The organism is Ramlibacter sp., assembly GCF_035706265.1.
Taxonomy (GTDB): Bacteria; Pseudomonadota; Gammaproteobacteria; order Burkholderiales; family Burkholderiaceae_C; genus Ramlibacter.
In genome coordinates this window covers 1-4,342 of record NZ_DASSVG010000523.1, presented here as the reverse complement: position 1 = coordinate 4,342, position 4,342 = coordinate 1, and the positions used below count along the sequence as shown (strand labels likewise).

Here is a 4,342-nt window from a genome sequence, read left to right as displayed (position 1 = left end):
CCTGCTCGGCCAGTTGCCGGATGGTGAACTCCTCCGGATTGCCGACGTTGATCGGGCCGAACACGCCGTCGCCGGTGTCCATCAGGCGGATCAGGCCGTCGATCAGGTCGTCGACGTAGCAGAACGAGCGGGTCTGGCCGCCGTCGCCGAACACGGTGATCGGCTCGCCCTTGAGCGCCTGGACGATGAAGGACGACACCACGCGGCCGTCATTGGGCTGCATGCGCGGGCCGTAGGTGTTGAAGATGCGCGCCACCTTGATGTCGAGGCCGTGCTGGCGGTGGTAGTCGAAGCAGAGCGTCTCGGCGCAGCGCTTGCCCTCGTCGTAGCAGCTGCGCGGCCCGATCGGGTTGACGTTGCCCCAATAGGCTTCCGTCTGCGGGTGCTGGCTCGGGTCGCCGTAGACCTCGGAGGTCGAGGCCTGGACGATGCGCGCGCGCAGCCGCTTGGCCAGCCCCAGCATGTTGATGGCGCCGTGCACGCTGGTCTTGGTCGTCTGCACCGGGTCGTGCTGGTAGTGGATCGGGCTGGCGGGGCAGGCCAGGTTGTAGATCTCGTCGACCTCGATGTACAGGGGGAAGGTGACGTCGTGGCGCAGGAACTCGAAGCGCGGGTTCGCCAGCAGGTGCTCGATGTTGCGCCGGGTGCCGGTGAACAGGTTGTCGGCGCAGACCACCTCGTCGCCGCGTGCAAGCAGCCGGTCGATCAGGTGCGAGCCCAGGAAGCCGGCGCCCCCCGTCACCAGGATCTGACGGCGCTCGCTGTAACGCCGTAGTCCTGCCGTTGCGGCGGCGCCGCTGTCTGGAGTGCTCACTGCGATCCCTTCCTCGTTTTGCGGGAGGCATTCTGGCATGCCGGGCAAGTCCCACCCGCGGCCGCCGGTGGATCACGCAAAATGGCGGTCCCGTCCACCGGCATGCCGGTGCGTTGTGGGGGCCATCCTTTTGAATCGCCGAGCAGTGAACCTGTCTTTCGTCCGCCGCGCCTGGCTCTGCGCCCTGCTGCTGGTGTTCCCCGGCCTGGCACCGGGCCAGCCCGCGCCGATTTTCGTCCTCAACTCGCTCGACGCCGACATCAGCGTGATCGACCCCGTGAGCTGGAAGGAGGTCAAGCGCCTGCCCACCGGCAAGGAGCCGCACCACCTGTACATGACGCCGGACGAGAGCTCGATCATCGTCGCCAACGCGCTGGCCGACTCGCTCACCTTCGTGGATCCGCGCACCGCCACCATCCAGAAGACGGTGCGCGGCATCGTCGATCCCTACCAGCTGCGCTTCTCGCCGGACATGAAGTGGCTGGTCACGGCCGGCAACCGGCTGCAGCACGTCGACCTGTACCGCTGGGACGGCAAGGAGCTGTCGCTGGTCAAGCGCATCCCCAGCGGCAAGACGCCCAGCCACATCTTCATCGACAGCAAGAGCACGGTGGCCTACGTGACGATGCAGGACAGCGACGAACTGGTGGCCATCGACCTGGAGCAGCAGCGCATCCGCTGGCGCGTGCGCACCGGCCCGATGCCGGCGGACGTGTTCGGCACGCCCGACGGCCGCAAGGTGCTGGTGGGCCTGACCGGCAGCGACAAGGTGCAGATCTTCGACGTGAGCTACATCCGGGTGCCGCGGTCCGTCGGGTTCATCCGTACGGGGGCCGGCGCCCACGCCTTCCGCGCCGCCGGCGACGGCCAACACGTGTTCGTGAGCAACCGGGTCGCCAACACCATCAGCAAGATCGACCTCGAGACCTTCAAGGTGGTGGAGTCGTACCCGGCGCCGGGCGGGCCGGACTGCATGGAGGTGCTGGCCGGCGGGCGCTACCTGCTGGCCACCGCGCGCTGGGCCCGGAAGCTGATCGTGATCGACACCAAGACCGGGCAGCTTGCGCGGGAGGTGAGCGTGGGCAGGTCGCCGCACGGGGTGTGGACGATCGATCACACGCCGAGGTTCTGAGCATGGTGGGGGAGCGCCCCTCACCCCGGCCCTCTCCCCAGAGGGGAGAGGGAGTGGGCCGCCGGTGGCTCTTGGCGTTGGCGCTGGTGGCGCCGGCCGCATTCGCCCAGCCCTGCGACAAGCCGGTCTACCTGACGCTGGACACCGGCCACATGGGCGTGGCCGAGCTCGTGGCGCAAGTGTTGAACCGGCAGCAGGTGAAGGTCACCTTCTTCGCCGCCAACGAGAAGACCATGCAGGGCGACGGCAGTCTCGGGAGCTACTGGGCCCCCTGGTGGAAGGCCCGGGCGGCCGAGGGGCACGAATTCGCCTCCCACACCTTCGACCATGTCTACTGGCGGGCCGACCTCCCGGGGCAGCCTGCCAGGTTCCGGGTGCGGCCTTCCGCCGGGCCGGCGGCCGGCAAGGAAGCGACCTGGACGGGCGCGCAATATTGCGCGGAGATCGCGCGCGCGGCGCACCGGCTGCAGGAAGTCACGGGCAAACAGCCGCTGCCCCTCTACCGCGCGCCCGGTGGGAAGGTGTCGCCCCGCCTGCTTGCCACGGCCAAGGAATGCGGTTTCCTGCATGTCGGCTGGGCCGCGGCGGGCTTCCTCGGTGACGAATTGCCCAGCGAGACCGTCAGCAACCAGCAACTCCTCCAAAAGGCCTTGCGCGACGTGCGCAGTGGCGACATCCTCATGGCTCACCTGGGGATCTGGTCCCGCAAGGATCCGTGGGCGCCGGCCGTGCTGGAGCCCCTGATCGCCGGATTGAAAAAGAGGGGATTCTGCTTCGCCACCTTGCGCGATCATCCGGCGTATCGCGAATGGGTGGCGCACGCGAAGTAAAGCCATGCAGTGGATCCAGAACTTGTTCGAGCTCGCGCAACAGTGGCTGTTCGAGTCGGCCGTGCAGCCGATCCTGTATTCCTTCGGCTTCGGCGGCATGCTGGAGGACGCCTTCGTCGCCACCGGCTGGCTGGTGGTCGGCGTGGCGCAGATCGGGGTGATGCTCGCCCTCATCGGGCCGCTGCAGCGCTGGCGGCCGGTGGATCCCAACCTGGACCCGACGGAAATCCGCACCGACGTGCTCTACACGCTGCTGCACCGGCTCGGCATCTTCCGGGTGGCGTTGTTCCTCAGCGTGGAGCCGCTGTTCGACCAGATGTTCGGATGGCTGCGCGTGATGGGCCTCGGCACCGTGCACATCGACCAGCTGGTCGCCGGCGTGGCGGAGCATCCCCTGCTCAGCTTCGCGCTCTACCTGGTGGTGTTCGACTTCTTCGACTACTGGATCCACCGCGGCCAGCACCGCTTCAACTGGTGGTGGAGCCTGCACTCGCTGCACCACGCGCAGCGCTCGATGACGATGTGGAGCGACAACCGCAACCACCTGCTCGATGACCTGATCCGCGACAGCCTGATCGTGGTGCTGGGCCAGTTGATCGGCGTCGGTCCGGGCCAGTTCATCGGCCTGGTCGCGATCACCCAGTTGAGCGAAAGCCTGCAGCATGCCAACGTGCGGCTGCACTTCGGCCGGCTGGGCGAGCGCCTGTGGGTCAGCCCGCGCTTCCACCGGGTGCACCACGCGATCGGCCTGGGCCACGAAACCGATGCCGGGAACGGCGAGCCCCTGGTCTACGGCCAGAGCCCGGCGCTCGGCGGGCACAACTTCGGCGTGCTGCTGCCCTGGTGGGACATGCTGTTCGGCACGGCCAACTTCGAGATCCGCTTCGACCCGACCGGCGTCCGCGACCAGGTGGAGTCGGGGCGCGAGTACGGCCGCGGCTTCTGGGAGCAGCAGAAGCTGGGCTTGCTAAGGCTGGTGGGCCGCGCCTGATTGCGACCTCCGTCGAGAGGCCGCGGCGGCGCGGGGAGCGCCCCCACCCCGGCCCTCCCCCGGAGGGGGAGGGAGAAATCCCTACACTCGGACCATGTCCCTGTTCCTGGATTCCTTCTGGCGGGCCGTCTTCTACTGCCTGCATCCCCGCATCATCTTCCTCTCGCTGCTGCCCCTCGTGCTGATGGTGGCGGTCGCCCTGGGCCTCGGCTACTTCTACTGGGATACGGCTGTCGGCACCGTCTTCGCCTGGCTCGAATCCACCGCCTGGATGGAAAGCCTGTCACGCTGGCTGCAGGAGGCCGGCCTGCCGGGGCTGAAGAACGCGCTGGCGCCGCTGCTGGTGATCTTCGCCGTGACGCCGGTGCTGGTGGTCGTGGTGCTGTTCCTGGTGGCGGTGATGATGATGCCCGCCGTGGTCAACCTGGTGGCCCGGCGGCGCTTCCCGGCGCTGGAACGCAAGCACGGCGCCTCCTTCACGCGCGGTGCGCTCTGGGCCTTCGGCTCGATGGTGCTGGCGGTGATCGCACTGGTGGTGTCGCTGCCGCTGTGGTTCATCCCGCCGTTGGTTCTGA

General features: G+C 68.1%; 5 protein-coding genes. 4 read left to right on the top strand and 1 reads right to left on the bottom strand.

Annotated elements, in window-relative coordinates; translation table 11 throughout:
* Positions 1 to 814 (bottom strand): UDP-glucuronic acid decarboxylase family protein (locus tag VFM98_RS18735; RefSeq protein ID WP_325111410.1); only part of this gene is annotated, 814 nt, incomplete at its 3' end.
* A 151-nt stretch (positions 815 to 965) separates the two neighbouring features.
* On the opposite strand from VFM98_RS18735, the gene VFM98_RS18730 reads away from it, so the two are divergent.
* The 4 genes from VFM98_RS18730 to VFM98_RS18715 all read left to right on the top strand — a co-directional run.
* The gene (locus VFM98_RS18730; protein WP_414709046.1) at positions 966 to 1,946 is read left to right on the top strand and encodes a YncE family protein; all 981 of its coding nucleotides are present in this window, start codon (positions 966 to 968) and stop codon (positions 1,944 to 1,946) included.
* Positions 1,916 to 2,776, top strand: a complete 861-nt coding sequence (locus VFM98_RS18725; protein WP_414709045.1) for a polysaccharide deacetylase family protein — start codon at positions 1,916 to 1,918, stop codon at positions 2,774 to 2,776. Before VFM98_RS18730 ends, VFM98_RS18725 begins: the two co-directional genes overlap by 31 nt.
* A 4-nt stretch (positions 2,777 to 2,780) precedes the next feature.
* On the top strand, positions 2,781 to 3,767 hold the full coding sequence (locus tag VFM98_RS18720; RefSeq protein ID WP_325111408.1) for a sterol desaturase family protein: 987 nt from the start codon (positions 2,781 to 2,783) through the stop codon (positions 3,765 to 3,767).
* A gap of 94 nt (positions 3,768 to 3,861) precedes the next feature.
* On the top strand, positions 3,862 to 4,342 hold a 481-nt coding region (locus tag VFM98_RS18715), incomplete at its 3' end, for an EI24 domain-containing protein (RefSeq protein ID WP_325111407.1).